At 71.9% G+C, this 24920-nt stretch carries 26 protein-coding genes; 9 read left to right on the plus strand and 17 right to left on the minus strand.

The window, feature by feature from the left end; translation table 11 throughout:
- Window positions 1-164 precede the first annotated feature (164 nt).
- The 3 genes from ACSIH6_RS01370 to ACSIH6_RS01380 form a co-directional block, all read right to left on the minus strand.
- The gene (locus ACSIH6_RS01370; RefSeq protein ID WP_435105713.1) at window positions 165-503 is read right to left on the minus strand and encodes a hypothetical protein; all 339 of its coding nucleotides are present in this window, start codon (window positions 501-503) and stop codon (window positions 165-167) included.
- 75 nt (window positions 504-578) lie between these two features.
- Window positions 579-1172 (minus strand): hypothetical protein, encoded by a 594-nt coding sequence (locus ACSIH6_RS01375; RefSeq protein WP_435105715.1) that lies wholly within the window; start codon window positions 1170-1172, stop codon window positions 579-581.
- Between the two features lie 438 nt (window positions 1173-1610).
- Window positions 1611-3383, minus strand: a complete 1773-nt coding sequence (locus ACSIH6_RS01380; protein WP_435105717.1) for an NAD+ synthase — start codon at window positions 3381-3383, stop codon at window positions 1611-1613.
- Window positions 3384-3645: 262 nt separating this feature from the next.
- On the opposite strand from ACSIH6_RS01380, the gene ACSIH6_RS01385 reads away from it, so the two are divergent.
- A complete protein-coding gene (locus ACSIH6_RS01385) occupies window positions 3646-5007 on the plus strand; it encodes a glutamine synthetase family protein (RefSeq protein ID WP_231972212.1) in 1362 nt (453 codons plus the stop codon).
- A gap of 109 nt (window positions 5008-5116) precedes the next feature.
- Here ACSIH6_RS01385 and ACSIH6_RS01390 read toward each other — a convergent pair whose 3' ends face one another.
- Genes ACSIH6_RS01390 through ACSIH6_RS01400 form a run of 3 tightly spaced genes read right to left on the minus strand, consistent with a single transcriptional unit; the run spans window position 5117 to window position 6466 of the window.
- Window positions 5117-5323: a DUF397 domain-containing protein gene (locus ACSIH6_RS01390; RefSeq protein WP_435105719.1), complete on the minus strand. Its 207-nt coding sequence runs from the start codon at window positions 5321-5323 to the stop codon at window positions 5117-5119.
- Complete coding sequence (locus ACSIH6_RS01395) at window positions 5314-5511, minus strand: DUF397 domain-containing protein (protein ID WP_435105721.1); 198 nt, start codon at window positions 5509-5511, stop codon at window positions 5314-5316. Before ACSIH6_RS01395 ends, ACSIH6_RS01390 begins: the two co-directional genes overlap by 10 nt.
- Window positions 5483-6466, minus strand: a complete 984-nt coding sequence (locus ACSIH6_RS01400; protein WP_435105723.1) for a helix-turn-helix domain-containing protein — start codon at window positions 6464-6466, stop codon at window positions 5483-5485. Before ACSIH6_RS01400 ends, ACSIH6_RS01395 begins: the two co-directional genes overlap by 29 nt.
- A 27-nt stretch (window positions 6467-6493) precedes the next feature.
- Between ACSIH6_RS01400 and ACSIH6_RS01405 the strand changes: the two genes are divergently transcribed.
- Both ACSIH6_RS01405 and ACSIH6_RS01410 read left to right on the plus strand, forming a co-directional pair.
- Entirely contained in the window at window positions 6494-6811 is a 318-nt protein-coding gene (locus ACSIH6_RS01405) for a hypothetical protein (RefSeq protein ID WP_435105725.1), read from the plus strand.
- Entirely contained in the window at window positions 6808-7062 is a 255-nt protein-coding gene (locus tag ACSIH6_RS01410; RefSeq protein ID WP_435105727.1) for a hypothetical protein, read from the plus strand. The genes ACSIH6_RS01405 and ACSIH6_RS01410 overlap by 4 nt, the downstream gene beginning before the upstream one ends.
- Window positions 7063-7246: 184 nt before the next feature.
- Here the strand turns inward: ACSIH6_RS01410 and ACSIH6_RS01415 are convergent, their stop codons facing one another.
- Both ACSIH6_RS01415 and ACSIH6_RS01420 read right to left on the minus strand, forming a co-directional pair.
- Window positions 7247-9487: a rhamnogalacturonan lyase family protein gene (locus ACSIH6_RS01415; RefSeq protein ID WP_435105729.1), complete on the minus strand. Its 2241-nt coding sequence runs from the start codon at window positions 9485-9487 to the stop codon at window positions 7247-7249.
- Between the two features lie 354 nt (window positions 9488-9841).
- On the minus strand, window positions 9842-10693 hold the full coding sequence (locus tag ACSIH6_RS01420) for a hypothetical protein (protein WP_435105732.1): 852 nt from the start codon (window positions 10691-10693) through the stop codon (window positions 9842-9844).
- Window positions 10694-10999: 306 nt separating this feature from the next.
- Here ACSIH6_RS01420 and ACSIH6_RS01425 point away from each other — a divergent pair, with 306 nt between their 5' ends.
- Window positions 11000-12277 (plus strand): endonuclease/exonuclease/phosphatase family protein, encoded by a 1278-nt coding sequence (locus tag ACSIH6_RS01425; RefSeq protein ID WP_435105734.1) that lies wholly within the window; start codon window positions 11000-11002, stop codon window positions 12275-12277.
- 221 nt (window positions 12278-12498) lie between these two features.
- On the opposite strand, the gene ACSIH6_RS01430 is transcribed toward ACSIH6_RS01425, so the two are convergent.
- The 3 genes from ACSIH6_RS01430 to ACSIH6_RS01440 all read right to left on the minus strand — a co-directional run bounded on the left by ACSIH6_RS01430 (window position 12499) and on the right by ACSIH6_RS01440 (window position 14495).
- Complete coding sequence (locus ACSIH6_RS01430; protein WP_435105736.1) at window positions 12499-12807, minus strand: chorismate mutase; 309 nt, start codon at window positions 12805-12807, stop codon at window positions 12499-12501.
- A 426-nt stretch (window positions 12808-13233) separates the two neighbouring features.
- Window positions 13234-13911, minus strand: a complete 678-nt coding sequence (locus tag ACSIH6_RS01435; RefSeq protein WP_435105738.1) for a PaaI family thioesterase — start codon at window positions 13909-13911, stop codon at window positions 13234-13236.
- A 146-nt stretch (window positions 13912-14057) separates the two neighbouring features.
- Window positions 14058-14495, minus strand: coding sequence for a GNAT family N-acetyltransferase (locus ACSIH6_RS01440; protein WP_435105740.1), 438 nt, complete (start codon window positions 14493-14495; stop codon window positions 14058-14060).
- Window positions 14496-14721: 226 nt separating this feature from the next.
- Here ACSIH6_RS01440 and ACSIH6_RS01445 point away from each other — a divergent pair, with 226 nt between their 5' ends.
- From ACSIH6_RS01445 to ACSIH6_RS01460, 4 genes are all read left to right on the plus strand, one after another.
- The gene (locus ACSIH6_RS01445) at window positions 14722-15579 is read left to right on the plus strand and encodes a helix-turn-helix domain-containing protein (RefSeq protein WP_435105743.1); all 858 of its coding nucleotides are present in this window, start codon (window positions 14722-14724) and stop codon (window positions 15577-15579) included.
- A gap of 127 nt (window positions 15580-15706) precedes the next feature.
- Window positions 15707-16549 (plus strand): AzlC family ABC transporter permease, encoded by an 843-nt coding sequence (locus ACSIH6_RS01450; protein ID WP_435105973.1) that lies wholly within the window; start codon window positions 15707-15709, stop codon window positions 16547-16549.
- Window positions 16546-16863: an AzlD domain-containing protein gene (locus ACSIH6_RS01455; protein WP_017565754.1), complete on the plus strand. Its 318-nt coding sequence runs from the start codon at window positions 16546-16548 to the stop codon at window positions 16861-16863. Before ACSIH6_RS01450 ends, ACSIH6_RS01455 begins: the two co-directional genes overlap by 4 nt.
- Before the next feature lie 575 nt (window positions 16864-17438).
- A complete protein-coding gene (locus ACSIH6_RS01460) occupies window positions 17439-19121 on the plus strand; it encodes a thiamine pyrophosphate-dependent enzyme (RefSeq protein WP_435105746.1) in 1683 nt (560 codons plus the stop codon).
- A 139-nt stretch (window positions 19122-19260) separates the two neighbouring features.
- Here ACSIH6_RS01460 and ACSIH6_RS01465 read toward each other — a convergent pair whose 3' ends face one another.
- Window positions 19261-20166 carry a LysR family transcriptional regulator gene (locus ACSIH6_RS01465; RefSeq protein WP_435105749.1) on the minus strand — a complete coding sequence of 302 codons (906 nt, stop codon included), beginning with the start codon at window positions 20164-20166 and terminating at the stop codon, window positions 19261-19263.
- A gap of 73 nt (window positions 20167-20239) precedes the next feature.
- Between ACSIH6_RS01465 and ACSIH6_RS01470 the strand changes: the two genes are divergently transcribed.
- Entirely contained in the window at window positions 20240-21220 is a 981-nt protein-coding gene (locus tag ACSIH6_RS01470) for a DMT family transporter (protein WP_435105752.1), read from the plus strand.
- Window positions 21221-21447: 227 nt separating this feature from the next.
- Here ACSIH6_RS01470 and ACSIH6_RS01475 read toward each other — a convergent pair whose 3' ends face one another.
- The 5 genes from ACSIH6_RS01475 to ACSIH6_RS01495 all read right to left on the minus strand — a co-directional run bounded on the left by ACSIH6_RS01475 (window position 21448) and on the right by ACSIH6_RS01495 (window position 24791).
- Window positions 21448-22374 carry an RluA family pseudouridine synthase gene (locus tag ACSIH6_RS01475; protein ID WP_435105754.1) on the minus strand — a complete coding sequence of 309 codons (927 nt, stop codon included), beginning with the start codon at window positions 22372-22374 and terminating at the stop codon, window positions 21448-21450.
- Entirely contained in the window at window positions 22371-22991 is a 621-nt protein-coding gene (gene lspA, locus ACSIH6_RS01480) for a signal peptidase II (RefSeq protein ID WP_435105756.1), read from the minus strand. Before lspA ends, ACSIH6_RS01475 begins: the two co-directional genes overlap by 4 nt.
- Window positions 22992-23020: 29 nt before the next feature.
- Window positions 23021-23431: a TraR/DksA family transcriptional regulator gene (locus tag ACSIH6_RS01485; protein ID WP_435105758.1), complete on the minus strand. Its 411-nt coding sequence runs from the start codon at window positions 23429-23431 to the stop codon at window positions 23021-23023.
- Between the two features lie 414 nt (window positions 23432-23845).
- Window positions 23846-24373: a GNAT family N-acetyltransferase gene (locus tag ACSIH6_RS01490; RefSeq protein WP_435105760.1), complete on the minus strand. Its 528-nt coding sequence runs from the start codon at window positions 24371-24373 to the stop codon at window positions 23846-23848.
- A gap of 157 nt (window positions 24374-24530) precedes the next feature.
- Window positions 24531-24791, minus strand: coding sequence for a toll/interleukin-1 receptor domain-containing protein (locus tag ACSIH6_RS01495; protein WP_061078495.1), 261 nt, complete (start codon window positions 24789-24791; stop codon window positions 24531-24533).
- Window positions 24792-24920: the final 129 nt, after the last annotated feature.

Genomic DNA, 24920 nt, shown 5'->3' on the forward strand with positions numbered 1-24920 from the left:
ACTCCCCCGTGAGCTGGGGCGACGCCCGCGCAAGCCCCCAAGGTCCTTGGGAAAAATTTCGCAAGATTACTGAAACACACACAGAAAAAACCGGTGGCGGCACGGTTCGTGCCGCCACCGGCGGGAACTCCGGCGCGGCCTGCGGGGACCGCTCCGGGAGGGGGTTACCAGAAGACGGCCACGCCGATGTTGACGACGGCGAGCACGCCCGCGATGATCGCGAGGTTCTTGGCGGGCTTGCGCAGGTTGAGCACGCCCACGACCACGACCGCCAGCGCGATCAGCAGCTTGACGGCGATCTTGACGTGGTTCATCTCGCCGAGGTCGGCCATCTCGGCCACCCCGACCAGCAGCAGACCGGTGACGAGCTGGAGCAGGGAGCTGTGCAGCAGGACCTTGGTCGACTTGGGGTTGTCGGTGATGACCTGCATGAGGAAGCCCGCGATGATGCCGGCCAGGCCGATCATGTGCAGGAAGACGAGCGCGGAGTAGAGAATGTCCATGCCGGAAACACTACTACGCCCTGTAGTTTTCCCTCCCCGGGTTCATGACACGCTGACGTAACGAAACCGGCGCCCTCACCTGCGCGACAGCGCCCTCCTGCGCCGCCACAGCATCCAGGCCAGTCCCGCCGCCAGAGCGACCCCCGCGGCCCTCAGCAGGTTCGCGGGGTCGGTGTACTCCGAGACCCGCGACATCGCGGTCCGCTCCGCGACCAGGACCGAGTCGCTGGCGCACGCGGCCGGGTCGGCGTCGCGCTCCAGCAGCAGGCAGGCGGTGCTGGTCAGGCGCTCCCCCGTCGCCTCCGGCGCCCGGACGCGCACCGTGTACACCGCCTCCTCCCCCGCGGGCACCGCCACCTGCCAGTTCACGATCCCGTCCCGGACCACGCCCCCCTCCCCGACCTCGACGATCTCCAACTCCCCGGGAACGTGCTGGGCCAGCAGGGCGCCCTCCACGGGACCGTCGGTGATGGTGGTGCGCAGCGTGAACTCCCCTCCCGGCCGCGGGGCCTCACCCGCCTCCAGGAACAGGCCCACCTGCCCCTCCCCCTCCACCGGCTCCGCGGCGGCGAGCGCCGGGGCGCCGAGCGCGCCCGCCGCCGCCAGGCCCGCCGTGAGCGCGCCCGCTGTGAGCGCACCCGCCGTCTTTGCCCCGTACTTCCGCGTCATGTCGCGCCTCCCACGTGCGTCGTTGCCACCTAGACAACTACGGGTGACCAGGGGTGCGCATGCCGTGACACGCCGCCGGGGGCGGGGTCTTGGGGCACACGGGCGCTCAGAGCCTCCAGGACTGGGATTCCTCCCCATGTGCGCCCCTGGCTCCTGGGGAGATCGTGGACACCGGACGGCGGGACACGGGTTCCGCCGCGCGAGCGAAGAGGGAAGCACCGTGTTCCACAGTGAACTGCCCAACGCCAAAGCCCAGATCGCCGAGCGGCTGTTCACCACACCCGGGACCGCGAGCGTGCACGTGTCCGACACCCTGGCCGGGCTCCGACGTGCCCAACCGGGCGGCGGCCGGAGCGCGGCTGCGGGAGCTGGGCCTGGTCTGGGCACGGGCGGGGCCGGAGGGGGCGAACGGGCCACGGCGGGCGGGCGGGGACCGGCTCAGACGGTCCAGCGGTTGGTGATGGGCACACGGCGGTCCCGGCTGAGGTTGCGCGAGCTGATCTTGGTGCCCGGCGCGGACTGGCGGCGCTTGTACTCGGCGCGGTCCACCATGCGGATGACCCGACGCACCAGCTCGGGGTCGTACCCGGCGAAGACCAGTTCGGCCTCCCCCTTGTCCGTGCCCACGTAGGCGTCCAGGACGGCGTCGAGCCGCACGTAGTCGGGCAGGGAGTCGGTGTCCAGCTGGTCGGGGCGCAGTTCGGCGCTGGGCGGCTTGGAGATGGAGTTCTCCGGGATGGGCGGGGTCTGCCCCAGCCGGACGGCCTCGTCGTCGCGCCAGCGGGCCAGCTCCCAGACCAGGGTCTTCCAGCAGTCCTTGATGGGCGCGAAACCGCCCACGGAGTCGCCGTAGAGCGTGGAGTAGCCGGTGGCGGCCTCGCTCTTGTTGCCGGTGGCCAGGACCAGGTGGCCCTCCTCGTTGGACAGGGCCATCAGGAGCGTGCCGCGCACGCGGGCCTGGAGGTTCTCCGCGGCCAGGCCGGTGAGCGGGACGCCCGCCTCGCCCGTGGCCCGGGTGAAGGCCTCCACGGCCGGGGCGATGGCGATGGTGCGGGTCGCGAAGCCCTGGCGGCCCGCCAGCTCCTCGGCGTCGCCGACCGAGTGGTCGCTGGAGTGCGCGCTGGGCATGAGCACGCCGTGCACCCGGTCCGCGCCCAGGGCGTCCACCGCGATGGTGGCCACCAGCGCGGAGTCGATGCCGCCCGAGACGCCGACCAGGACCGACCCGAAACCGTTCTTGACGGTGTAGTCGCGAAGGCCGGTGACCAGGGCGCGGTAGACCTCGCCCGTGTCGGAGAGGGGGTCGGGCCGCGGGGTGACGGTGCCGGCCCGGGGCGGGTAGGGGGCGACCGGGTCGGCCGAGACGGTGTGGCGCACGATGCGCAGGCCGTCCACCCGCGCGCCCGGGCCGTCCGGGGCCGGTCCGGCCTCGGGCAGGTCGAGGTCGGCGACCAGGAGGGTCTCGGCGAACTGGGGGGCGCGGGCCACCAGCTCCCCCTCGGAGTCCACGATCAGGGAGTCGCCCTCGAAGACCAGCTCGTCCTGGCCGCCGACCATGTTGACGTAGGCCAGGGCGGCGCCGACCTCGCGGGCGCGGCGTTGGCACAGCTCCAGGCGCACGTCGTCCTTGTGGCGCTCGTAGGGCGAGCCGTTGAGGGAGACCAGCAGGCCCACTCCGGCGGCGCGGGCCGCGGTGACGGGGCCGCCCTCCTGCCACAGGTCCTCGCAGACGGCCAGGGCGACGTCCACGCCGCGGACCCGGACCACGGAGAGGGTGTCGCCGGGGACGAAGTTGCGGAACTCGTCGAACACGCCGTAGTTGGGCAGGTGGTGCTTGGCGGAGGAGAGGACGACTCCGCCGCGGTGCAGGACGGCAACGGAGTTCTGCGGGGCCCCGGCGGGCTGGCCGTAGCGGGCGCCCGGACCCTCGCGGCGGGAGAGGTATCCCACCACGACGGGGAGTTCGCCCAGACCCTCGCGGGCGAGGTCGGCGGCCAGGGCGCGGGTGGCCTTGATCGAGGCCGACACGAAGGAATTGCGCAGCGCCAGGTCCTCGACCGGGTAGCCGGTGACGACCATCTCCGGGAGGACGACCAGGTGGGCGCCCTCCTCGGCGGCCCTGCGCGCGGAGTCGACGACGAGGGACAGGTTGCCGTCCAGGTCGCCCGTGGTGGGGTTGACCTGGGCCAGTGCGATTCTCAGCTGTGCCACGGGCCCGAGCCTAGCCGCAGTGTGTTTCCGGGGCCCGGGCCCGGTCGCCCCGGGCCCGCGGCGGCGGGCGGGCGGGTGGCCGGAAAAGCCCGGTCAGGGGTCATAATGCGTGTGCGGGTGACGGACCGGGCAGGCTGGTTGGCGTGTACGGAAATACCCCGGAAATATCCGCACGGCACACTGGACCTGGGAGACCGTGTCCGAACCGGCCCCGCGTACGCCGGGAGGGCCCGGACACCGACCGCATCGAGGAAGGTTGATCGTGAATCGACAGCAGGAATTCGTGCTCCGCACGTTGGAGGAGCGCGACATCCGGTTCGTGAGGCTGTGGTTCACCGACGTGCTCGGGTACCTCAAGTCCGTGGCGGTCGCCCCCGCCGAACTGGAGGCGGCCTTCTCCGAGGGCATCGGTTTCGACGGCTCGGCCATCGAGGGGTTCGCGCGCGTCTACGAGGCGGACATGCTGGCCCAGCCCGACCCCTCCACCTTCCAGGTGCTGCCCTGGCGCAACGAGCCGCACGGCACGGCGCGCATGTACTGCGACATCCTCATGCCCGACGGCTCGCCGTCGTCGGCCGACCCGCGCCACGTGCTCAAGCGCACGCTGGGCAAGGCCTCCGACCTCGGGTTCACGTTCTACACGCACCCCGAGATCGAGTTCTACCTGCTCAAGAAGATGCCCGAACTGGGTGAGCTCCCCGAGCCCAACGACTCCGGCGGCTACTTCGACCACACGCCGCACAACAGCGCGCACGACTTCCGGCGCAACGCCATCAACATGCTGGAGGCCATGGGCATCTCCGTGGAGTTCAGCCACCACGAGGGCGGGCCCGGGCAGCAGGAGATCGACCTGCGCTACGCCGACGCGCTGACCACCGCCGACAACATCATGACCTTCCGGCTCGTGATGAAGGAGGTGGCGATGGAACAGGGCGTGTACGCCACCTTCATGCCCAAGCCGTTCACGCAGTACCCGGGCTCGGGCATGCACACGCACCTGTCGTTGTTCGAGGGCGACCGCAACGCCTTCTACGAGCCGGGGGCGGACTTCCAGCTGTCCAAGGTCGGGCGCGGGTTCATAGCGGGCCTGCTGCGGCACGCCGACGAGATCACGGCCGTCACGAACCAGTGGGTGAACTCCTACAAGCGCCTGTGGGACGACCCGGCCGCCTCCGCGGGCATGGGCGGCGAGGCACCGGCCTACATCTGCTGGGGCCACAACAACCGCTCGGCGCTGGTGCGCGTGCCGATGTACAAGCCCGGCAAGTCCAACTCCAGCCGGATCGAGATCCGCTCGCTGGACACGGCCTCCAACCCGTACCTGGCCTACGCGGTGATCCTGGCGGCGGGTCTGAAGGGCATTGAAGAGGGCTACGAGCTTCCTCCCGGTGCGGAGGACGACGTCTGGGCGCTGACCGACTCCGAGCGCCGGGCGCTGGGCATACGGCCGCTGCCGCAGAGCCTGGACGAGGCGCTGCGGATCATGGAGAACAGCGAGCTGGTCGCCGAGACACTGGGCGAGCACGTCTTCGACTTCTTCCTGCGCAACAAGAAGGCCGAGTGGCGCGACTACCGCCGCCAGGTGACCCCGTACGAGCTGCACAGGTACCTGCCGACCCTTTAACCGCGGTGTGGGCCTTCGGGCCTCACCCGAACGGCGTGAGACGTGCGCGAGCCCCCTCCCGGGTGTCCGGGGAGGGGGCTCGGTGCGTCTCGGGGGTGCTTCGAAGAGGTCAGGGAGTTCGGAGGGTGGAGTCCTTCACGGCTTCCAGGAGGGCGGTCCACTCGGCGCTGTTGGCTTCCAGGCGGCCGAGGTCGCGGTTCTGGGTGTCACGCACAGCCGCGCCCGCAGAGGTTCGCCTGGCCTCTACGCACTGACCACCGTTGCCATGGCTGAAGGTGGACTTCTTCCACTCAGGTGAGAGCTTCGTCATCGGCATCCCTTGACCGCTCCCAGGAGGGCGGTCCACTCGCGGCGGTTGGCTTCCAGGTGGCCGAGGTCGCGGTTCTGGGTGTCACGCACAGCCGCGCCCGCAGAGGTTCGCTTCGCCTCTACGCAGTCACCGCCGTTGCCACCGCTGTAGCCGGACTTCTTCCACTCAGGTGAGAGCTTCGGCTTCGTCATCATGCTTCCTTCGATGCTGGTAGAGAACCTTCAGCGACTTCTCAGGCGACAGTGAGACCCCCAGAAGGTCACTGAAAAGCGTATCCATCCGGGCTACGTCGTCTTGCTCAGTCACCATCCGGCCCGAGAGAGCGTCCTCCAGGTACAGCGTGTCCGCCTGATCCTCGAAGCCCAAGAGGGTGAAGGGCATGACCGATGGGGGACCCGACGTGTCCAGAGGGACGACATGAACCCTGATCCGTTTGCTTTCCACCATATCGATCAGCTTGGTGATCTGCTCGGACAAGACGCGCGGCCCTCCGATAGAGGTCAGAAGAACCGCTTCGTTCAGGACGACCACCATGCGGGGAGGATCGGGAAGATTCCAGAGCTTCTGCCGCTCCATACGTCCTGATACCAGTTCCTCGATATCGCGCAACGGTGCAAGACCGTTGTTCGCCGTGACCAGGGAGCGTGCGTAGTCCTCCGTTTGGAGGAGACCAGGGATGACAGTGGTTTCGAACTTGCGCATGACCGTTGCCATGGGTTCGGCCTTCACCAGGTCACACACCCAGGCGGGATAGGACTGCTTGGAGTTGAGCCGGTCCCAGAGCCTGACAAGAGCCCCCTCCCCTGCGATCAGGTCGTCCAGTTCCACCGCCATCTCGCGTGAGGGCCAGTGCGTACCGGACTCGAAGCCGGAGATGAGGGTGTCAGAGCAGTTCAGTGGGGCAGCCAGGCTCTTCTGGGTCCTTCCTGCCCTGGCACGCAGAACCTTCAGTTCGGTTCCCCACTCCCGGGCGTGAGGCCTGATCTTGTGTTTCGCCATTACTTCACCCTTCTCCACCATCTTCGCACCACCGAAAACAGCACTCCTCGAATTCTCCCATATGCCCATGCCCTCTATGGTTCTGAGCTTCTCTCTCGGATGATCAGTTTCAAGGCCAGCGATGGCCTGTGACAGCGGCTTTGGGAACATTCCACCATTCCATGGAGGAAAAGGGACATGTCAGAATCCGAGAATGCGACAACAGTGACCAGGGAGGCGGCCAAGCGGCTCGCCCTGGAACTGGACCAGCTGAACCTCAGGCCCCTCCCCCGACCGGGAATGGTGCTGGTGGTAAAGCGGGGTTCCCAGGAACAGTCGGTGCGCCTGATGCGGGCGGACTCGGGGCAGTGGCACTGGTTCTGGATGTGGGAGCCCTTCCGCACCGAGGACGCCTGGGAGTGCGAACAGGGCCTTCCCATCGGCCAGGAGCGAGACATGGCCCGCCGCCTCCTCAGCGTTCTGGAGATCGCGGAGGCCGGGGAGAAGACCACGTGAGCGCGCACGAACTCCCCCGCTTCCTCGCCGAGGTCTCCCCCGAGGTGGCCGCCTCCCTCTCCACCACGCCGGGAGTGGAGAGGGTGACGCCACGGCAGATCCTCTGCTCGGCCGTCGGCCTGCTCAACCTGCGCAAGGCCGGGGGAACCGTCTTCTTCGCGCGCGGCGGGGCCGTGCTCACCCGCCCCGGCATGCGGATGGTCACCTTCACCGAACTTCAAGCGGGCGACCTTCCCCGCAGGTACCTGTGAGACCCACGGCGACCAGACCGAGAGCACAGGCCCTTTTCCCGAAGAAGGCTTCGGGAAAAGGGCCTGTGCGCTGAGAGGACTCCATCGAGCACGGAGCGGTCGCGCGAGCACACCCGCACGACCACCCCGCCCCGCGCCCTGCCCAGACCAGCCCGGATCAGGCCGGACCAGCCCGGCCCGGCGATCAGGGCGTGTAGACCTCCGGCCAGGGAGCGGGCTCCATGCCGTCCCCGATGAAGAAGCTCGGGTGCGGCGGCTGGTTGTAGGCGGTGTTCTGCCAGGCGACAGCCACCCGGTACTGGGTGTCGTGCATCAGGGTGGGCATCCGCAGCTCGGTTGGGACGGGCGTGGAGTAGATCCGCAGCGCCCGGTTGTCCTCGGTGCGCCAGACGACCTCCTCACGCCAGTCACCGAGGATGTCCCCGCTCAGCGCCGGTGTGGACTTGGTGCCGTTGTTGGAGGCCACCCCGGAACCGGTCAGCAGCCGGGTGTCGCCACCGGTCCCGTACTCGTCGATGCGGGTGCCGTCCAGCAGCTCCCGCAGCGGGTCGCCGTCCCACCAGGCCACGAAGTTCGCCGACGAGGGGGCACGAACGCCCAGGCGGTCACCCTCCGCGTCGTACATGCCGCTGATGCCGCCACCCGCGACCCAGAACTCCGCGCCCGGGTTGTCCGGCCACACGTCCGCGGCCACGCCCCGGCCGGGTCCCTCCTCGCCGCTGGCGGTGGGCCTGCGCCAGACCACGTCGCCGGTGTCGGCGTCGGCCACGTAGGCGCCCGCCGCGCCTCCCGTGCGCTCGGTGATGGTGAAGACCTCCAGGCCGGGGCGGTCGGGAAGCAGGTCGCCCACGTGCATGGCGTCCCCGTGGCCGTGACCGGTGGCCCACATCCCGCTGCCGTCGTCGTCGACGGCCATCGAGCCGTACATGACCTCGTCGCGGCCGTCACCGTCGGCGTCGGCGATGCTCAACTGGTGGTTGCCCTGTCCGGCCCACCGCGACCCGGCGTCGTCGCTGTCGAAGGTCCAGCGGCGGGTGAAGCGCCCGTCCCGCCAGTCCCAGGCCGCGATGACCGAGCGCGTGTAGTAGCCGCGTGCCATGACCAGACTGGGCCGCTGGCCGTCCAGGTAGGCGACGCCCGCCAGGAACCGGTCCACCCGGTTGCCGTAGCAGTCGCCCCAGTCGCAGACGTCGCCGCGTCCGGGCACGTAGTCCACCGAGTCCAGTTCGGCCCCGCTGCGGCCGTCGAACATGGTGAGGAACTCCGGCCCGCTCAGGACGTAACCGTCGCCGTTGCGGTGGTCGGCCCCGGCGTCACCGATGACCCCGCCGGTGCCGTCGACGGTGCCGTCGGCCGTCTTCACGGCGACCTCGGCCCGCCCGTCGCCGTCGAAGTCGTAGACCTGGAACTGGGTGTAGTGCGCACCGGCCCGGATGTTGCGTCCCAGGTCGATGCGCCAGAGCCGCTCGCCGCTGAGTTCGTAGGCGTCGAGCAGTACGGGGCCGGTGCGACCCGCCTGGGAGTTGTCCCTGGCGTTGGTGGGCTCCCACTTCAGGACGATCTCGTACTCGCCGTCGCCGTCGAGGTCGCCCACGCTGGCGTCGTTGGCGTCGTAGGTGTAGCCGCTGCCGCCGGACGGGACGTCCAGGGGAACGTCCAGGTAGCCGTCGCGCAGCGCCAGGGAGTTCCCCGAAGCCTCCGCCTCCTGGCCGTCGACCACGGGGCGGACCGTGTAGCGGGCGTCGGCGGCGGCGTCGTCGTCCAGGTAGGAGGTGGCCCCGGTGAGGGGCTGCGGGTTGAGGCGCGTGGAGCCTCGGTAGACGTTGAAGGCGACGTCCTCGGGGTCGGTGGCCAGCAGCCGCCAGCTCACCAGGTTGCCCTGCGGTCCGTGCACGCTCACCAGGCCGCGGCCCAGCTCCTCGACCTGGCGCCCCTCTCCGGTGGTGGGCGGGTCCTCGTCGTCGGGCGGCTCCTCGACGGGGGGTTCCCCGGTGTCGCCGGTGCAGACGGTGCCGTTGAGCGTGAAGGACTCGGGGATTTCGGGGGTGCCGCCGTGAGAGCCGTTGAAGCCGAAGCTGACCGAGGCTCCGGTGGCGACGGCGGCGTTCCACCCGGTGTCGCCCACACTGACGTGGTCGCCGGAACCGGAGAACTCACCGTTCCAGCCGCTGGTGACACGCTCGCCCGCGGTGAAGTCCCACTCCAGGGTCCAACCGTCGACGGGATCACCGAGGTTGGTGACGGACACGGCGGCGGTGAAGCCGTTGTTCCACTGGTTCTGGATGGTGTAGTCGACCTCGCAGCCAGCGGCTGCGGAAGCGGGGCCGGTCGCCACGGCGGCGAGCGCGGCGCCCGTGGCGAGGGCGGTCATGAGGGAGGCGCCGCGCCGTGTCCGAGGACGGACGGCAGGGGGGATGGGGGGCATGGGAAGGACACTCCTCACCGTCTCCGGAGCCGACGTGTCGCGGCGGCCCGGATGCGTCGATGTGATGGGAGCGCTCCCGAAAACAACGCGAATGTAACACGGGGAGTAGCGACGCGACAACGGCCCTTTCTAAACCGATTTACGTCTACTCGGAGGATCCGAGCCCCAGATGACATGGGACATCCGATCGCCATGCGTCCGGGGGAGAGGGAATCGGAGTAGTTGAAAGGAAAACGATTCAAGCCTGGACCACCGCTCCATCGGGACAGCGGTTTCGCGGCCCCGCTGCTGGCCCCCGGGGACAGGCGGTCTCACAGGCCCTGCGCGCGATCAGGCACGTCCGCCGGGACCGGATCAGCGGAGGCAGCGGGCCAGGTCGCGCAGCCAGGGCTCCCGGAAGGCGGGCTCGCCGGTCAGCACCCGGTGGACGTGCTCGCGGACCTGGCGGGTGCGTCCCCGTTCGACCAGGGACACCGCCGTGGACAGGGCGCACAGCGCCTCCTTGTCGTGTCGGGGCTCGGTCACGGACGGATCCGTCCAGCGGGTACGGCGGAAGGACACGGTGGTCTTGGGCTGGTCGTTGCCCAGGTGACTCCACAGCCAGCCGGGAACCGAGATGTTGCGCACCGCGCTGGCGGGCAACTCATCGGGCCATTCGGCGTTCTGCTGCCAGCGCCAGGTGTGGGGACTGGTCTTCTCCCGCGTGGTGATCCCCAGATAGCGGACCTTGCGTCGGATGACGTTCCAGGCGGCCCGCTCGTCCTCGATCCAGTCGCGCAGGTGCTCGTGCAGGTTGCCGAACGTGGACCCGTGCAGGACCAGGTCCACGAACACCAGGGGGCGCCCGCGCGCGGCCAGGCTTCCCGGCGTGATGCCCGAGGCGGTCAGGTTGGTGCGCAGCTGGGCGCGTTCGGCGAAGGTGAGCCCCTGTCCGTCGTACCCGTAGAGCGACAGGGGCAGCTGTCTGAGCCGTTCCCGGTACGGGGTGTCGGAGAGCACACCGCTGAGCAGGTCGAAGAGGCTGTCCGGGGAGCGGCCCACGAAGTACAGGTCTCCGTCGGCGCTACGGGCGAGCACCTTGGCCGCGCACTCGGTGAGCTCCTCCACGTAGAGGGGCTCGTGGTCGTGCCCTTCGGTCAGGGAACCGAGCTGGTCCCCGCCCGCGACGTCCCAGCGAAAGGGCAGGTTGGGTTCTTTGTGGGCCATGGAACCAGGGAAGCAGGGAGGTGGCCGTTCGCGCCACGGGGTTTCGCGGCCTGTGGACGACCCGGAGTCACCCCTGCTTCACTCCGGCCTGTTAACCTCCCGCGGCCGGGGCCGCACCGGAACGGTCCGACCTGGCTCGGCCAACGGAACTCCAAGCTGTGGGAACTCCCGGCCTCCGGAACCCGCAGCCGTCAGAACTCCAGGTTGTCGGCGCCCACGGCCACCTGAACCCCTGACCGCCACGGCCCCTGACCGCCGGAGCCCCCGGCCTTTCGCACCCCGCTCCCCCGCTGAGAGGATTTCCCCATGAAGCCGCGTTCACGCCCGCTGGTCAGACCGGTGGCCTCCACCGCCACCCTCGTCCTGGCCGCGTCCGCGCTGGTGGCGGCCCCCGCCGCCGCCGCCGAGGTGTCGTCCTCGGTCCCCGAACCGCCGGGATCGCACGAGGTGCGCTTCGCCACCTTCAACACCGCGCTGGAACGCCCCGGTCAAGGGGTCCTCGCCGAGGAGCTGGCCACGCCCGGCAGCGAGCAGGCGCGCAACGTCGCCGAGATCATCCAGCACGTGCGCCCCGACGTCCTCCTGGTCAACGAGTTCGACTACGACGAGGAGGGGGACGGGCCCCGCCTGTTCCAGGACAACTACCTGTCCGTGGGCCAGAACGGCGCCGAGGCCATCGAGTACCCCTACGTCTACTCCGCGCCCGTCAACACCGGTGTGGCCTCGGGCGCGGACCTCAACGGCGACGGCGAGGCGGTGACCGAGCCCGGCAGCCCCGCCTATGCCGAGGACGCCTTCGGGTACGGACTCTTCCCCGGCCAGTACGGGATGGTCGTGTACTCGATGTACCCGATCGTCACCGAGGACGTGCGCACGTTCCAGACCTTCCGGTGGGCGGACATGCCCGGCGCGCTCCTGCCCACCGACCCCGAGACGGGCGAGTCCTACTACTCCCCCGAGGCCCTGGAGGTCCTGCGGCTGTCCTCCAAGAGCCACTGGGACCTGCCGATCGACACGGGCCGGGGCCGCCCGGTCCACCTGCTGGCCAGCCACCCGACCCCGCCGACCTTCGACGGCCCGGAGAAGCGCAACGTGGCGCGCAACCACGACGAGATCCGCTTCTGGGCCGACTACGTGACCCCGCGCGCGGGTTCCTACGTCTACGACGACCAGGGGCGGCGCGGCGGCCTGCCCGTGGGCGCACCGTTCGTCATCGCCGGGGACCTCAACGCCGACCCCAACGACGGCGACGGCCACCCGAACGCCATCACCCAGCTCCTGGAGCACCCGGGGATCACCGACGTGCGCCCGTCCAGCCAGGGCGGCAGGGGCGCGGCCCAGCGCCAGGGCGGGGCCAACGACGGGCACGGGGGCGACCCGGTCCTGGACAGCGCCGACTTCGCGGACGAGCCCGGTCCGGGCAACCTGCGCGTGGACTACGTGCTGCCCTCGCGGATCGTTCCGACCCGGTCGTCCGGGGTGTTCTGGCCGACCGTGGACGACCCCCTGTTCCGGCTGACCGGCGACTACCCCTTCCCCAGCTCCGACCACCGGATGGTGTGGGTGGACGTGCTCCGTCACTAGGACACCGAGGCCCTCCCTCCCTACGGGGAGGGCCTGGCGGACGGGCGCGGTCGCCTGCCACACGGGTTCGCGCCGGGGTGGGGCCGCCCCCGGAGGTCGCGGGCACCTGGCGCTCGGACGTCCACAGCAGGGCACGGCTGGCGCATCCGACGATCGCGGTCACCCGGCGCACGGGTGTCCGAGCCGGGACACGGCTGACGCACCCCGTGGCCGGGACGTGGTCACCTGGTGCGGGCGGCCTCCTCCTGCGCGGCGGCCAGCCCGGCGCTGATGACGCTGTCCATGATGGCGGCGAGCCGGTCGGGCCCCAGGCGCGGGGCGTGCTCGGCCATGCGCTCGACCAGTTCGCGCTCGCGCCGCATGTCGCGCCCGGCGAAGTAGCCGACCGGCTTGAGCCGCTGCACCTGGGCGGCGACGAGGGCGCGGCGCTCGAGGAGGTCGGCCAGTTCGGCGTCCATCTGGTCGATGCGTCCGCGTAGCTGGCGGATCTGCTCCTGGGCGGCGGGCGCAGTGGTGCGGTGCTCGGACACGGTGGTTCTCCCTCGGGTGGGGCGGTCCGGTGGCGGGCCGGACTCGGTCGCGGTGCGGCCGTACCTCCCCGCGGGATACGCGCGGTGCGTGGAGAGCGTGTCGTGGGACGTCGGCCGCCTGGAAAACGAAGAGGAGCACCGGGCTGCTGCCCTGGTGCTCCGTTGCCGACGACCCCTGCTTCCGCCTACGTGAGAGCGGCCGACGAGGTCGTCGGCTGGCTAAACACGTGATAGCGGCGGGTCATGGGGGAGATACTACCGAATCCGCCGGGGAGGGTGCGACGGTTTCGCGGCGGGGAGTGCGTCACCCCGCGCGTGTGGGGCGTGCGGGCCGTGTTCCCTCCGGCCCCGCACACGCGTGGGGCGGCCCCGCCTGTCGGCGCAGGCCGCCCCACGGTGCTTCGGCCGGGTGGACCGGCTGGCGGCTCAGCCCTGCTGGCCCTCGGCCTCGGGCATCCTGACCTGGATCATGAGGGCGGTGGCCTCGGCGGTGACCTCGCCGTGGGCGCGGATCCGCCCGGAGACGAAGACCTTGCGGCCCTCCACCCGGTCCACCTCCGCGGTGACCTCCAGCGGGGTGAACAGCGGCGTGGGCCTGCGGTAGTTCACCTCCAGCTTGGCGGTGAGCCCCGGGGTGGTCTCGACCGCGGAGACGCTGCCGACGGCCTGGTCGAGCAGGGCCGCGATCCAGCCGCCGTGCACGAGTCCGGGCGGGCCCTGGTAGACGGTGTTGAGGGTGACCTCGCCGCGCAGGCCCTCGGGGGTGCGCTCCAGCAGGAGCGGCGGGGCGGCGGGGTTGGTGTCGCCCGAGACGATGTTGGTGATGGTGCCGTACTCGACGTCTCCGCTCTGGAGGTCGCGCTGGACCATGGTGCCGATCTGGCGGCGGGCGACGTTGAGCCTGCCGGTGATGCCCTCGACGGTGGCCGCGGCCTCGGCCAGGGTGTCGGTGTCGACCTCGGTGTTGGCGACGGCGTCGACGAGGTCGTGGACGCGGGCCACGAGGGAGCGCAGCTCGGCGGGGATCTGGGCCTGCTCGACCACCGGGAGGCCGAAGGCGCGGGGGTCGGGGCGCTCGGCTACCGGCTGCGTGTTGACCGTCATGTGTTCCTCGTCGAATCGGTGTGTGCACGGGTGGCTGGGGGCACCACCGTCAAACCGAATCCTACTCGGTGGTATTCCGACGAGGCGGGGCCGGGCGGTGCGCTCCCTGTCACACGGGGCGGAGACGGGCAGCACGCGCGGCGGCGTCAGCCCAGCTCACGCACCATGTGCAGGTGCGGAATCCCCGCGTCCAGGAACTCCTCCCCGTGGGCGGCGTAGCCCAGCCGCGCGTAGAAGCCCAGTGCGTGGGTCTGGGCGTGCAGCTCCACCTTGGTCAGCCCGCGCTCGCTGGCCCGCTCCTCCACCGCGCGCACGAGCGCTGCGCCGGTCCCGGTGCCGCGCCCCTTGGGCAGGACGGCCAGACGACCGAGGAGGCCCACGCCTCCGCCCAGGTCCACGAGGCGGACCGTGCCCACGGGGATGCCGCCGTCCAGGGCGAGGAGGTGGTCGGCGGTGGCGTCGCGCACGTCCCACTCCTCCTCCACGGGCACCTGCTGCTCGGCGACGAACACGGCTCCCCGGATGACGAACACTGCGGCGCGGTCGCGCTCGTCCCGCGCCAGGCGGATCTCGGTCGTAGTCATGCAGGCAGATTAGTCCCATCACGGGGCGAAACACGCACCGCGGGTGCCGTCCCCCCGGCTGTCGCGGACGTCCGACCGGCGCGGCCGGTGCCGGTGCCGAAGCCGGTGCCTGTGCCGTCCCCCTTGCCCGTACTGCCACCGGTGTCCTGCCACCGGTGCCCTGCCACCGGTGTCCGCGCCGAAGCCCGTGGCAGTGCCCGCGCAGCGCGCTGCCTAACCTGGAGCAATGGGCATGCCCAGCGATGTTCACCCCCGGATCGAGGACCCGCGCGCGGAGCGGGCCCGCTACTGGCGCTTCTCCGGGCTGCCCGAGACCGAACTGCTCACCGCGCACTTCGTCACCACCGCCTTCACCCGCCACACCCATCCCACCTACACGATCGGGGTGATCACCGGCGGCATCGAGGAGTACACGCACGAACGGGGCCGGGCCCGGGTGGGGCCGGGAGGACTCGCGGTGGTCGAACCCGGGGAGGTGCACACCGGCCACGCCGGGGTTCCCGAGGGCTGGAGCTACCGCGTGTTCTACCCCCTGCCCGAGGTGGTGGCCGACATCGCCCGCGAACTGGGCATGCGCGGAACCCCGGCGTTCACCGAGTCCGGCATCCACGCGCCCGAGGCCGCCCGGGTGCTGGCCACCGCGCACGTGGCCGCCGAGAACGGCGACCGCCTGACCGCCTCCTCCCTGGCCCGGCAGGGCCTGGGCATGCTGCTGCGCTCCCACGGTCGCGAACGGGCGGCCGGACCGGCCGGGCACGCGGCCCGCCCCGAGGTGGAGCGTGCCCGGCGGATCCTGGCCGAGCGCCTGGTGGACCCGCCGACGCTGGAGGAGTTGGCGGCCGGACTGGGCATCGGCCCGTTCGCGCTGTCGCGGGCCTTCCGAGCCGTCCACGGCCTGCCGCCGCACGCCTACCTCAACCAGCTGCGGGTGGACCGGGCCCGGGCACTGCTGGCCTCGGGACGGCGGGCGGGCGAGGTCGCGGTGGAGGTGGGGTTCGCCGACCAGCCACACCTGACCCGCCACTTCAAGCGCCACCTGGGGGTGCCGCCCGCGGCCTACCAGCGCGCTCTGCTCTCCACCTGAGCCGCTGGCCGGGAGGCGGGGGCGGCGACCGGCGGACCGGGCCCGGCAAGAACGTTCAAGACACCGCACGGTGGGCCTCCCTAGCGTGGGGCGCGTGAAATCCTTCTCCGTCCTCCGTACACCCGCGGTGCGCGACAGCGTGGGGATCGGCGTCGCCGTGGGCGCCGCCGGTCTGGCGTTCGGCACCGCCGCCGTGGCAGCCGGGCTGTCCCCGGCGCAGTCCGTCTTCATGAGCCTGTTCATGTTCACCGGAGCCTCCCAGTTCGCCCTGGTGGGGGTGATCGCCGGCGGCGGCAGCCTGGTCGCGGGGGCGGCGGGAGCGCTGCTCCTGGGCGCCCGCAACACCCTGTACGGGCTGCGTCTGGCGGACGTGCTGGGCTGGCGGGGCGCGCGGCGGGCGCTGGCCGCGCACGGGGTGATCGACGAGACCACGGCCGTGACGCTGGCCCAGCCGGACCGCGCGTCGGCGCGTACGGCGTTCGTGACGACCTACGCGGTGCTGGGCGGCTCCTGGGTCGTGGCGACCCTGGTGGGGGCGCTGGCCACGGAGCTCGTGGGCGACATCAGCGCGTTCGGGCTCGACGCGGTGGGTCCGGCGGTCTTCCTGGGGCTGCTGTGGCCCCGCCTGCGGGAGGGCGGCGCCCGCACGTGGCTGGTCGCGGGCCTGGGCGCGGGTCTGGCCCTGGCCGCGACTCCCTTCCTGCCCTCGGGCGTCCCGGTGCTGCTGGCCGCCTCGGCCGCGCTCATCGCGCTGCTCGGTCCCGCCGCCGGGGAGAGCGGCCAGGCCGCGCCGTCCGCGCAAGGTAACCGGAGCACATCCGTCAGGGACGGTGCTCCGAGCACAGGCACCGGGGAGGGCGCCCCGACTGCCTCCTCCGGGGCGGGGACTCCGGCCGCGTCCGCGGTGGACGGTCCCGTGGCGAAGGGTGACCGCCGGTCCGCGGTGGAGCGCGGGGAGGCCCGGCCATGACCCTGTGGATCGTGCTCGTCGCCACCGCGGCGGGCTGCTACCTGCTCAAGTACGCGGGCCTGGCCGCGCCGCGGCGGCTCCTGGACAACCCGTGGCTGCGGCGGTTCGCGACCGCGGTGCCGATCGCCCTGCTCGCCGCGCTGATCGCGGTGGAGGCGCTGCGCGGCGAGGGCCAGGCGCTGGCATGGGACACCGCGCGGATGGGCGGCCTGGGCGCCGCCGTCCTGGCCCTGGTCCTGCGCGCGCCCTTCCTCGTCGTGATCGTCGCCGCCGCGGCGACCACGGCGGGCCTGCGCGCCCTCGGCGTCGGCTGAGTACTGGAGCGCGCCTCCGACGAGGGGCGGGCACGGCCCTCTGCGCATCCTCGGCGTCGGCTGAGCGCCAGGACGCGCCTTCAACGAGGGCGGGCCTTCGACGCCCTGGGCGCCCCCGGCGTCGGCTGAGCAGCCCGGGGGAAGTTATCCACATCCCCTACCGAAGGGCGCCGCGCTGCGGTTTCCTGGAGGTGAGGAGGTGGTGGGACGTCGGACGGCGTACCAGTCGATGACGGGGCCCTCCCCGTTCGCTCGCGCGGTGCCGGGGACGGACCCGTCCCCGGCGCGGGTCCCGACCGGCCGCCCCACCGCGACCGTCCCCGTACGCGGCGGGTGGGGAGTGCAAGTTCCCCGCCCCCTGGGAAGGAAGCCGAAGACCGTGCTCGGGCGCCGGACAGCGACGACCCGGGACGACGGCCTCCGGGCGGCAGCGCCCGGAACGCCACAGAGCCCACGAGGCTCGAAGCGGCAGCGGCCGGTCACCACCGACCGTATGCGCCCGGATGTGCCAGACCCGGTCTGGGCCGTCCGGACGCGCCGAGTGGACCTTGCGACGATGGAAGGACCCCGCCCCCATGGCCACAGGCGCAGCAGAACGCCCCCGCCCGCCCACCGACACCGCCGCGCACGCGGTGGTGGGGGTGCTGGCAGCGGCCGGGATCAGACGGTGCTACACCGTCCCCGGTGAGAGCTTCCTGGAGCTCGCCGACGCGATCGACCAGCACCCGCGCATGCAGCTGGTCTCCACCCGGCACGAGAACGGCGCCGGGTTCATGGCCGAGGCCGAGGCCAAGCTCACCGGCGTTCCCGCCGTGGCCGCGGCCACCCGGGGGCCGGGAGCGTCCAACCTGGCGGTGGGCGTGCACACCGCCATGCAGGACTCGACCCCGATGATCGTGTTCCTCGGGCAGGCCGAGACCGAGCACCTGGGCCGGGAGGCCTTCCAGGAGGTGGACCTCACCGCGTTCTACGCGCCCATCACCAAGTGGTCCACCACCGTGCACCGGGCCGACCGGCTCGCGGAGGTCACCGCGAAAGCGGTCCGCGTCGCCACCACCGGCAGACCCGGACCGGTGGCCATCGCGGTGCCCGGCGACCTGTTCGGCCAGCGCGTCGGTCCCCAGGAGGCGCCCGGGCCGCCCGTGGTCCCGCGCCCCGTCCTGGGCACGGAGGCCAGGGACCGGCTGGCGACCTGGCTGGCCAGGGCGGTGCGCCCGGTGATCATCGCGGGCGGCGGCGCCCGCGCGGCCCGGGAGGACCTGGTCCGGGTCGCCGAACGCTTCAACACGGGCGTGTACGCCGCCTGGCGACGCCAGGACGTGTTCCCCAACGACCACCCGCTCTACCTGGGTCACCTGGGGCTGGGCTGTTCTCCGCCGGTGCTCAACGCCCTGGCGGAGGCCGACGCGGTCCTGGTGGTCGGCTGCCGGATGAGCGAGACCACCACCCAGGGTTACCGGCTGCCCGAGCGCGGCGGGCACGTCCGGGTCGCGCAGATCGACGTCGATCCGGGACAGCTGGGCGCCAGCACCGACCTGTGGTTCGGCGCGGTCGCCGACGCCGGGGAGGCGCTGCGCGAACTCGCCGGGGCGCCGGTCCAGGCGCCCTACCGCGACTGGAGTTCGGCGCGGCGGGTGTGGGTGGACACCGCGACCGTGCCGCCCGAGGTCGCCGGGCACACCGGTGCACGGCTGCATCCGTGGACGGTGGTCGCGGGAATGCGCGCGGCGCTGCCCGAGGACGCGCTGATCACCAACGACGCGGGCAACTTCGCCTCCTTCCTGCACCGGGGCTGGTGGTTCCGGCATCCGCGCACCCAGCTGGCGCCGACCAGCGGGGCCATGGGCTACGCCGTGCCCGCCGCGGTGGCGGCCAAGATCGCCGCCCCGGACCGGACGGTGGTGGCGGTGGCCGGTGACGGCGGCGCCCTGATGACCGGGCAGGAGCTGGAGACCGCGGTGCGGATGGACGCGCCGGTCACCGTGGTGGTGTTCCAGAACGGGCTGTACGGCACGATCGCCATGCACCAGGCCCGTGAGCTGGGGCGGATCGCCGGAACCCGGATCAGCGGGCCGCTGGACCTGGCCGGGTACGCCCGGTCCCTGGGGGCCAGGGGCGCGACCGTGCACACGCGTGAGGAGCTGGAGAAGGCACTGGCGGAGGCGGTGGGGGCGAACCTGCCCACCCTGGTCGACGTGCGGACGGACCCGGAGGTGATCAGCCCGGCCGCCACCCTGTCGGGCCTGCTGAACGGTTGAGCCGGTCCCGCTGAACAGCTGAGGGGCGGTGCCCCACGGGTGTTTCGGCCGACCCGCGCGGGTCGGCCAGAACACCGGGGCACGCCCCTGCGCACGCCCCTGTGCTCGCTCTCCGGCTCCGGTTCTGGGCTCCTGCCGCTCAGTCGGTGTAGGCGGCGGCCGCCTCGCGCAGGGCCCGCACGGTGGCGCGGATGGCCGGGCGGCGGGAGGCGTCGGTGCGCCAGAACACGTACACCTGGCGCACCAGCGCTGGCTGCACGGGCACCACCCGCACCCCCTCCGGCAGGGGTCCGCACCCCAGGCGGGGCATGACGGCGGCGCCGATCCCGGCGGCGATGAGCGCCAGCTTGGTCTGGTGCTCCTCCACGTTGTGGATGACGTTGGGCTCGCCGCCGTGCGCCCGGATCAGGCCGTGCAGCCAGTCGTCACAGATCGATCCGCGCGACCAGCTGATCCAGGGCAGGTCGAGGATCTCCTCGGGGGCGAGGATCTCGCGGTGGGCCAGGGGGTGGTCGGCGGGCAGGGCGATGTCGCCGACGTCCTCCATGAGCGGGGCGCGGCTCATGCCGCTGGGCAGGCTCAGCGGCGCCCCGAGCCAGTCGACGACCATGGCCAGGTCGGCGTCCCCCCGGGCCATGGCGGGCACGCTCTCGTGCGGCTCCTCCTCGTGCAGCTCCACCCTCAGGCCGGGGTGGGCTTCGCGCAGGGAGGAGAGCGCGTGCGGCAGGAGGCCGCGGACCGCGGTGGGGGTGGCGGACAGGCGCAGATGACCGGTGACGTCGTCGCGGTGCGCCTCCAGGTCGGCCTCGGCGCGCTGGACCATGGACAGGATCCTGGCGGTGTGCTCGACCAGGAGTTCGGCGGCGTCGGTGAGGCGCACGCCCCGGCCGTTGCGTTCGACGAGGGGTTGTCCGACCTCGCGTTCGAGTTTGGTGAGCTGCTGGGAGACGGCCGAGTTGGTGACGTGGAGGGCTTCGGCGGCTGCACTGAGGGAGCCGTGGGCCGCGATGGTGTGCAGGACCCGAAGTCGGTCGACACTGAGCATGTAAGCAAGCCTAAGGGTTAGCTTAAGAAATACGAAGTAGACCTAACACATCGTTCGGGGATAGAAACGTCCCATGTCCGCTGTCTCCCCTGTCTCCCCCGTGTCCGCCCCACCCCGCAGCCCGCGCCGCGCGCTCTCCGACTGGCGGGCCAAGTTCGTCCTGCTCTCCCTGATCTGGGGCATGAGCTTCCTGTTCATCAAGGTCGGGGCCGAGGTCCTCTCCCCCATGCAGCTCGCGCTCGGGCGCATGGCCACCGGGGCGCTGCCCCTGCTGGCCGTCCTGCTGCTGCGGGGCGGTCGCCTGCCGCGCTCGCCCCGCCTGTGGGGGCACATGTTCGTGGCGGCGCTGCTGCTCAACACCGTCCCCTTCACCCTGTTCGGGTACGCCGCCCAGCTCATCCCGTCCGCGCTCATGGGCATTGTGAACGCCTCGACGCCCCTGTTCGGCGTGGTGTTCTCGATGCTGCTGCTCTCCGACGAGCGGCCCGACCGCGACCGGGTCCTGGGCCTGGGCATCGGCTTCCTGGGCGTGCTCACCGTGTTCGGCGTGTGGAACTCGCTGGGTGAGGTGGCCGTCGGCGACCGCGACGCCGTGCTGGGCATGCTCTTCGTCGTGGGCGCCACCGCCTGCTACGGGATCGGCACGCCCTACCTGCGCCGGTTCGTGGCGGGCAGCTCCCACGGCGCCCTGGAGCTGAGCACCCTGCAACTGCTGCTGGGCTCGGCACCGCTGGTGGTCCTGGTTCCGCTGTTCACCGAGATGCCCACGGGCGTGACGTGGCAGGTGGTGGCGGCGGTGAGCACCCTGGGCGTCTTCGGCACCGGCGTGGCCTACATCCTCCAGTACGCGGTGGTGCGCGAGGCCGGGGCGACGGTGGCGACCACGGTCACCTACGTGGCGCCGGTGGTGGCGATCACCGCCGGGGTCGTGCTGCTGGGCGAGACCCTGAGCTGGAACCAGCCGCTGGGCGCGGTGGTCATCATCCTGGGCGCCGCCCTGTGCCAGGGCGTGGTCCGCACCCGGTACGTGACCCCGTCCGCGCGGAGAAGGTAGCGGGACCGTCCACAGGCCCGAGAAGACCCTGGCCGGGGCCGCCGCCCCGTGCCAGACTGGGAACCGGGGGCGCCGCGCACCCCCTCGGGGGTGGGGCTCCCCCCGATTCCAGTGTCGTCCGCCGCGCGCACGCCCGGCAAGGCCCGGTCCGCGCCTGTGGACGGACCGGGCCGCGGGGCACCAGGCCGCGACGACCCGGTCCGGGGGTCGGCCCGGGAGCCGGTCGGTCAGTCCTCGCGCAGCGCGTCGACGGCGGCGGTGAGGTCGTCCGGGTAGGGGCTGGAGAACTCCACCGGGCGGTGCTCGGTGGGGTGGTCGAAGCCCAGCCGCACCGCGTGCAGCCACTGGCGGCGCACGCCCAGCCGCTCGGCCAGGGTCGGGTCGGCGCCGTAGAGCGTGTCTCCCACGCACGGGTGGCGCAGGGCCGACATGTGCACCCGGATCTGGTGGGTGCGGCCCGTCTCCAGCTTGATCTCCAGCAGGCTCGCGGCCCGGAAGGCCTCCTGCGTGTCGTAGTGCGTCACCGACGGGCGCCCACCCGCGACCACGGCCCAGCGGCCGTCGCCCGCCGGGTGGCGGTCGATCGGCGCGTCCACGGTGCCCCGGAGCGGGTCCGGGTGCCCCTGGACCAGCGTGTGGTAGTGCTTGTCCACGGTGCGTTCCTTGAACGCCCGCTTGAGCACGCTGTAGGCGGTCTCGCTCTTGGCGACCACCATCAGGCCGGTGGTGTTGGCGTCCAGCCGGTGCACGATGCCCTGGCGTTCGGCGGCACCGCTGGTGGCCACCTGCACCCCGGAGGCCAGCAGGCCCTCCAGGACGCTGGGGCCGGTCCAGCCCACGGTCGGGTGGGCGACCACGCCGACCGGCTTGTCCACCACGATGATGTCGGTGTCCTCGTGCACGATCCGCATGCCCGGCACGGGCTCGGGACGCGGGACGGGGGCGGTGGGCGGCGGCGGGAGGGTGATCTCCAGCCAGGCCCCCGCGCTGACGCGGTCGGACTTGCCCGCCTCGGAGCCGTCGACCAGGACACCGCCCTCACCGATGATCTCGGCGGCGCGGGTACGGGACAGGCCGAACATCCGGGCGATGGCCGAGTCGAGCCGGTCGCCCTCCAGCCCGTCGGGCACGGGCAGGCTTCGGGTGTCGCTCACTGGTCCCTCCCTCCGGTCGTCTCGTCTCCGGCGGAACCGGTCTCCCCGGCACCTCCGGCGTTCTCGCTGTCCTCGGCCTTGTCCGAGCCCTTCTTGGCGTCGCGGTCGTCCTCGATGACGGTCCCGTCCAGGTTGAGTCCCTTGAAGGTCAGCGCCACCACCAGGCAGGCGCCCACCACCACGCAGGAGTCGGCGATGTTGAAGACCGGGAAGGTCCCCACGCTGATGAAGTCGACGACCGCGCCGTGGAAGGGTGCCGGGTCGCGGAAGAAGCGGTCCACCAGGTTTCCGGCGGCACCGCCCATCATCAGGCCGAGCGTCACGCCCCACCACACGCTGCGCACCCGCAGACCCATGTAGCCGATGGCGATGACCACGAGGCTGGCGATGCAGGTGAACACCCATGTGAAGTCGGTGCCCATGGAGAAGGCGGCGCCCGTGTTGAACACCAGGGTGAACTGGACGAAGTCGCCGATGACGTCGAGGTACTCGCCCTCGGCGAAGGTCGCCAGGACCCACTCCTTGGTGAGGAGGTCGACGCCGATCGCGGCGAGCGCGACCAGCAGCAGGAGAAGGTACCTGCGCGGACGGGCGCCCGTCTTGTCGGTCGTGGTCATGTTCCTGTCCCCGGAGGGCTCTACCTCAGTCAGCGACGCTCCTCGCGCTGTTTGCAGGTGACGCACAGGGTGGCGCGCGCGAAGGCCTGAAGGCGCGCCTTCCCGATGGCCTGCCCGCACGAGCCGCAGACCCCGTAGGTCCCCGCGTCCATCCGTTCGATCGCCCGCTCGCCCTCGGCGAGCAGGTCACGAGTATTGTAGGCCAACGCCAGATCCTGTTCGCGCTGGAAGGCCCTGGCCCCGGCGTCCGCGCTGTCGTCCCCGGCCCCCTCCACGGGGTCCTCTAACAGCTCGGCGAACTCGGACTCGACCTCTCCGAGCTCCCGCTTCGCCGCGGCGACCTCCTCCTCCAGCCGCCTGCGGACCACGGCGATCTCCTCCGCCGTCCAGGGGTCCTCCCCCGGCAGGACCGGCAGTCGGGCGGCGTCGGTGGCCTTCATCGCATATCCCTCCAGACGGCTCGGCACCCGTCCCGGAGTCCGCCGGACTGCGGACTCTTCCCCCTGGGCGGTACCGCGAGTGGTGCGGGAAGCGTCTCTGCGTGGCTTGGCGATCCTGAGGGATCCTCAGGATTCATGCGTGGCGAGAGGCCAGGCATGAGCCAATCGTCTTCGTGCCCTGGTGCCGATCGGCAACCCGTCGGCCCGCGTGGCACGTCCCTCCGGACGCTGGTTGGCCCATCCTGCACGGCTATGGGGCCAAGGAGGGTGCCCGACGTCGCCTGGGCGCCGAGCGTGCACTCATCACCCTAACGGATAGCCCAGTCACGCTGAGCCAGAAAGTGAGCCCAGGCGATCCGTCCGGGTAAGGCAACGATCCGGGGCGCCGCGCGGCCCCGCTCCGACCGGCCGCGGTCAGAACCCGCGTCGGTAGCGCAGACGGGGCAGGACCACACCGTTGAGGGGCCCCTCCTCGGTGACCGTCCCGTCGGCCTCCCAGCCGTGCGCGGCGTAGAAGCGCCGGGCCCGCAGGTTGTCCCGGAGCGCCCACAGGACGGCCTCGGCGTACCCCGCCCCGGCGACGGCCCGGTGCACGTCGGCGATCAGCCTGCGGTTGACCCCGCTCCCCCACACCTCGGGGACGGAGAAGAAGGCCTCCAGCTCGCACGGTCCGGCGATGCCGCCCGTCTCCTGCCCGTCCTCCTCGACGGGGGCGAAGCAGGCGAAGGCCACCGCCCCGCCGCCGCCCTCGGCGAGCAGCAGCTCCGCCTCCGGCCGGGCGGCCCCGGCGATCCAGTCCGACCACCGGGCGCCCCGCTGTCCGACGTCCATGGCGTCCAGGTAGTCCTGCGGGACGATTCCCGGGTAGGCGGCCCGCCAGGAGCGGACCTCCACGTCGGCGACGGCCGGACCGTCCTCGGGTACGGCTCTGCGTATCAGCATGGGGAGCATCCTCGCGCTTCCCGCGGCCCGCGCCCAACCGGTTTTTCCGACCAGCCCACGAAGCCCCTCCGACCCACGCGACCCGCCGGACCCATGCGGCCCGCTTATCTCGGCCAGCCCACGAAGCCCGTCCGGCTCACGCGGACCGCCCCTCCCGTCACTCCGCGACCGCGAAACCGCCGTAGTCCTCGGCCAGGGCCGCCAGGTGGGGCTCGTCGAACACCGCCGGGCCGCCGTGCGGCCCGGTGTGCACCTCAATCACCCAGTCCACGTCCTCCGCGTCGTCCTCGCCCGCGAGCATGTCGCGGTGCACCAGGCACGGCTCGTACCCCTGTTCCAGGAGCTGCTCGGCCAGCTCCTCGGCGTCCTCGCGGTCCGCCATCGTCACCAGCACGGCGCCCCGGACGTCCTCAGCCACGGCGGCCCTCCCCCGAACGAGCGGCGGGGCCCTCCCCGCTGCGTTATCCTGACCTCAGGTGTCGATGGGGACGAGTAGCGCTGGCCCCGACCGGACGCGAGACAGCCTAGAACGGCCGACCCGTCCAAG

Origin of the sequence: Nocardiopsis synnemataformans (assembly GCF_965343085.1) — a bacterium.
GTDB lineage: Bacteria > Actinomycetota > Actinomycetes > Streptosporangiales > Streptosporangiaceae > Nocardiopsis > Nocardiopsis alborubida.